The organism is Streptomyces sp. NPDC059455, assembly GCF_042750115.1.
GTDB classification, from domain to species: Bacteria; Actinomycetota; Actinomycetes; order Streptomycetales; family Streptomycetaceae; genus Streptomyces; species Streptomyces endocoffeicus.
In genome coordinates this window covers 1-4,595 of record NZ_JBHYVB010000403.1, presented here as the reverse complement: position 1 = coordinate 4,595, position 4,595 = coordinate 1, and the positions used below count along the sequence as shown (strand labels likewise).

Genomic DNA, 4,595 nt, shown 5'->3' with positions numbered 1-4,595 from the left:
CCGCAGCCTCCTCCCCGGAGACCACCACCTGATCCGGCCCATTAACCGCCGCAACCTCCACCACACCACCAAACCCACCGGACCGGGCCCGCAGATCCACCAGAGCCTGACCCATCTCCTCCGCGCCAGCCTGGACCGAAGCCATCGCCCCACCCACAGGCAGCTCCTGCATCAACTGCCCACGAGCGGCCACCAGCGTGCAGGCATCCTCCAACGACCACACCCCCGCCACATACGCCGCCGCCACCTCACCAATCGAATGCCCCGCCAGGAAATCCACCCGCACCCCAAAGGACTCCATCAACCGAAACAGCCCCACCTCCAACGCAAACAACCCCGCCTGCGTAAACACCGTCCGACCCAACAACCCCTCACCACCAGAAGCAGCAGCATCGGCGAACACCACCTCCTTCAACGGCCGCTCCAACAGCACATCGAACCGTGCACACACCTCATCGAAGGCAGCAGCGAACACGGGAAAGGCCTCATACAACTCCCGACCCATCCCCGCCCGCTGACTCCCCTGACCGGAGAACAACACCGCCACACGCCCCGACCGCACACGCCCCACCACCACACCACCACCGCCAGCACCCGCCGTGCTCGCGGTCTTGCCCTCCGCCAGGCCCTTAAGCCCAGCCTCAAGCTCCTCCAGATCCGCTCCCAGAACCACCGCCCGGTGCTCGAACACCGCACGCGAGCCCACCAGAGCACGCCCCACACCCACCGCATCCACGCCACCACCACCAGCCTGGACAGCACCCACATACTCCAGCAACCGACCCGCCTGAGCCGCCAACGCACCCGCACTACGCCCCGACACCACCCACGGCACCACACCACCACCAGCCGAAACCACCTCTACATCCGCGGCCTCATCCACCGGTGCTTCCTCGAGAACGACGTGAGCATTAGTCCCCGACACGCCGAAGGAAGACACCCCAGCCCGCCGCACTCGCTCCCCTCGCGGCCAAGCCACAGCCTCAGCCAGCAACTCCACCGCGCCCGCGTCCCAGTCCACGTGCGAGGACGGCTGGTCCACATGCAACGTGCGCGGCAGCATCTCGCGGTTCAGGGCCATGACCATCTTGATCACACCACCCACACCAGCAGCCGCCTGCGTGTGACCGATGTTCGACTTCAACGACCCCAACCACAACGGCCGACCACCCTCACGCTCCCGCCCATACGTGGCCAGCAGCGCCTGCGCCTCGATCGGATCACCGAGCGTCGTGCCCGTCCCATGACCCTCAACAGCATCCACATCCGCCGCCGACAACCGGGCATTGGCCAGCGCCTGCCGAATCACCCGCTCCTGCGACGGACCATTCGGCGCCGTCAACCCATTCGACGCCCCATCCTGATTCACCGCAGAACCACGCACCACCGCCAACACCCGATGCCCCCGCACCCGAGCATCCGACAACCGCTCCAACAACAACACACCAACACCCTCACCCCAGCCAGTACCGTCCGCCGCCTCGCCATACGCCTTGCACCGCCCGTCCACCGACAGACCACGCTGCCGGGAGAACTCCACAAACGTCCCCGGAGTCGACATCACCGCCACACCACCGGCCAACGCCATCGAACACTCACCACTACGCAACGCCACACTCGCCTGATGCAACGCCACCAACGACGACGAACACGCCGTATCCACCGTCACCGCCGGACCCTCAAAACCAAACACATACGCCACACGCCCGGACATCACACTGGCTGTATTGCCTGTCATCACATATCCGTCAGCGCCGCTCGGCACGGTCGAGAAGCGAGTCAGGTAGTCCTGGTTATTGGCTCCGATGAACACGCCGACGGGCGTTCCCGCCAGCTCGGAAGGGTTGATCCCAGCAGTTTCTATGGCTTCCCAAGACATCTCCAGCAACAGCCGCTGCTGCGGATCCATGGCCGACGCCTCACGCGGAGAAATGCCGAAGAACTCCGCATCGAAGCCCGCCACATCGTCGAGAAATCCGCCACTCATCGCATAGGTTTTGCCGGACCGATCGGGATCCGGGTCGTAGAGGTTCTCGAGGTCCCAGCCACGGTCGGAGGGGAATCCGGAGATCGCGTCCACCCCACCGGCTACCAGGTCCCACAGCTGCTCGGGCGAACCCGCGCCACCCGGGTACCGGCACGCTGCCCCCACGATGACGACGGGGTCAGTGCCTGCATCGTCCTCCGCCTGACCTCCTGGAGTCGTGGCCAGGGGCCGCCTGCCCAAGGCTTCACCTTCGCCTTCCCCGAAGAGCTGCACCCGAAGATGGGCGACAAGAGCAGCAGGGGTGGGATGGTCGAAAACCACTGTGGTGGGCAAGGCCAGCCCGGTAACCGCATTGAGCCGGTTACGCAGCTCGACCGCCGTCAGGGAATCGAATCCAAGGTCCTTCAGAGCGCGGTCCGCTGCGATATCTCCAGCGTCGCCATAATTCAACACGGCCGCGACATGGGCGCGAACCAGTTCGAGCAGCAACCGCTCCCGTTCCTCAACAGAAGCCTCGGTGAGCTGCGTCAGCCAGGCAGACGTATTCTCCCCAGCCGACGAACGAGTCTCCTCGAGGGCCCGCGCCGCCTCCGGCAGATCCATCAGCAGCGGGCGAGTGCGGGCCGCGGTGAATCCCGGGACAAAGCGCTCCCAGTCCACATCGGCCACAGTCACCGATGCCTCATCCGCATCCCATGCCTGCTGCAGCGCCACGACGGCCAGTTCCGGTGGCATCGATCGCAGTCCGCGGCGGCGCACCATGTCCTCGGCGGCGTCGACCACAGCCATACCGGCGTCAGCCCACGCACCCCATGCGATCGAGGTCCCGGCCAATCCGAGAGCCCTGCGGTGTTCGGCCAGAGCATCGAGGTAGGCATTGGCGGCCGCGTAACTGCCCTGCCCGCCACTCCCCCAGGTAGCGGCGGCCGAGGAAAACAGCACGAAGGCGTCGAGGTCCATCTCGCGTGTCAGCTCATGGAGGCATCGCGCGCCTGTCACCTTCGCGTCGAGCACGTCGGTGAAGCTCTCCAAGCCGGTCTCGACCACCGGTCGAAGGTCGCCGCCTGATCCGGCGGTGTGCACGATCGCGGTCAGCGGGTGTTCGCCGGGAAGAGTGGCCAGCAGAGTACGTACCGCTTCCCGGTCGGCGACATCGCATGCGGCCACGGTCACGGAGACTCCCGCGGCCTCCAGCTCGGCCACCAACTCAGCCGCTCCTGGAGCCGCGGGTCCACGCCTGCTGACCAAGAGAAGGTGTGCCGCTCCCGCCTCGGCCAGCCAACGAGCGACATGCCCGCCCAACGCGCCGGTGCCACCTGTGATCAGCACCGTGCCGCGCGGACGCCAGGCCCCGCCCAACGCGGCGCTCGGCTCTCCGATACGGGCCCGTACGAGGCGCCGTACGAAGGCTCCCGACGTCCGGATCGCGACCTGGTCCTCACCGGCAGACGAAACGAGGGCAGCAAGCCATCGCCGTGCCGCTCGGTCATCCAGTACATCGGGGAGGTCGATCAGACCACCCCACCATTGGGGGTGTTCCAGTCCGATGACCCTGCCGAGTCCCCACACCATCGACTGCAGTGGCGAGGGCAGCACATCGGAACGGCCGACCGCGACAGCGCCCCTGGTCATCAGCCAAAGGGGCAGGTCCATATCGAGGTCGCTGAGCGCGTGGACGAGGGTAAGCGTCGCCGCCGCGCCGGCTGGGGCCGCTTGGTGGACCGGCCCCGTTGCTTCGTCCAAGGCCAGGAACGACAGCACCCCGGCCACCGAGGCTGTACCCCCCTCAGTACCGCCCTCAGTGCCTTCCTCGGCGTCATGGCGGGCGACGACGGCACGAATGTCCTCGGCAAGGGCCGCCCGGTCGGCTCCAGCGCCGGCGGAGACCTCGAGGCGCACCACGGACGCCCCGCTGCGGGCCAATACGGTGAGGGCATCGTGAACCCATGTCGTCATGCTGCGGGATCCGGCAGGCACCACAGCAAGCCACGTCCCGGTGAGCGTCGGGTCAGCACCGCCGCTCGCTCCGGACTCAACGACCGGCTTCCATACGACCCGATAGCGCCAGTCATTGACCGTGGAGCGCCGGTTCTCCCTGCGATGCCAATCCGCCAGCACGGGCAGAGCCTCATGGAACCCGGGCTCACGTTCGTCGCCCGCCAATCCCAGAAGGGCGGATACCGCTTCGGCGTCCTCCTCTTCCACGGCAGACCAGAAGCGCGACTCTTTGGCTGACGCTGCCGTGGTCGGGCCTTCGACGACCGTCGGCTGGGCCTCTGGCCAGTAGCGTCGACGTTGGAAGGCGTAGGTGGGAAGGTCCAGGCGGGCCTGTGGGGCGTTACTGTCGCTGCCGCCCAGTGCGGGAGTCCAGTCGATGGGGGTGCCGGTGGTGAACTGCCGTGCCAGGCAGGTCAGTACCGCATTGACCTCGGGCTGATCCCGGCGCAGGGAGGGGATGATCTCCGGCTCAGCACCGGGTTCGCTCTCGTTGTCGGTGTGGGTCTGGGACACGCTGGCCAGGCAGTTGTGGGTCATGGCGGTCAGAACGCCATCGGGCCCCAGCTCCACAAACCGTGTCACCTGACCGTCCCCGGCCAGCCACTCCACA

The 4,595-nt window shown here is 66.9% G+C and carries 1 protein-coding gene; it reads right to left on the bottom strand.

Annotation, left to right across the window (positions count from 1 at the left end; all coding sequences use genetic code 11):
* Window positions 1-4,595, bottom strand: a 4,595-nt coding sequence (locus ACFXB5_RS52805; protein ID WP_385223085.1) for an SDR family NAD(P)-dependent oxidoreductase, incomplete at both ends; no start/stop codon positions are given.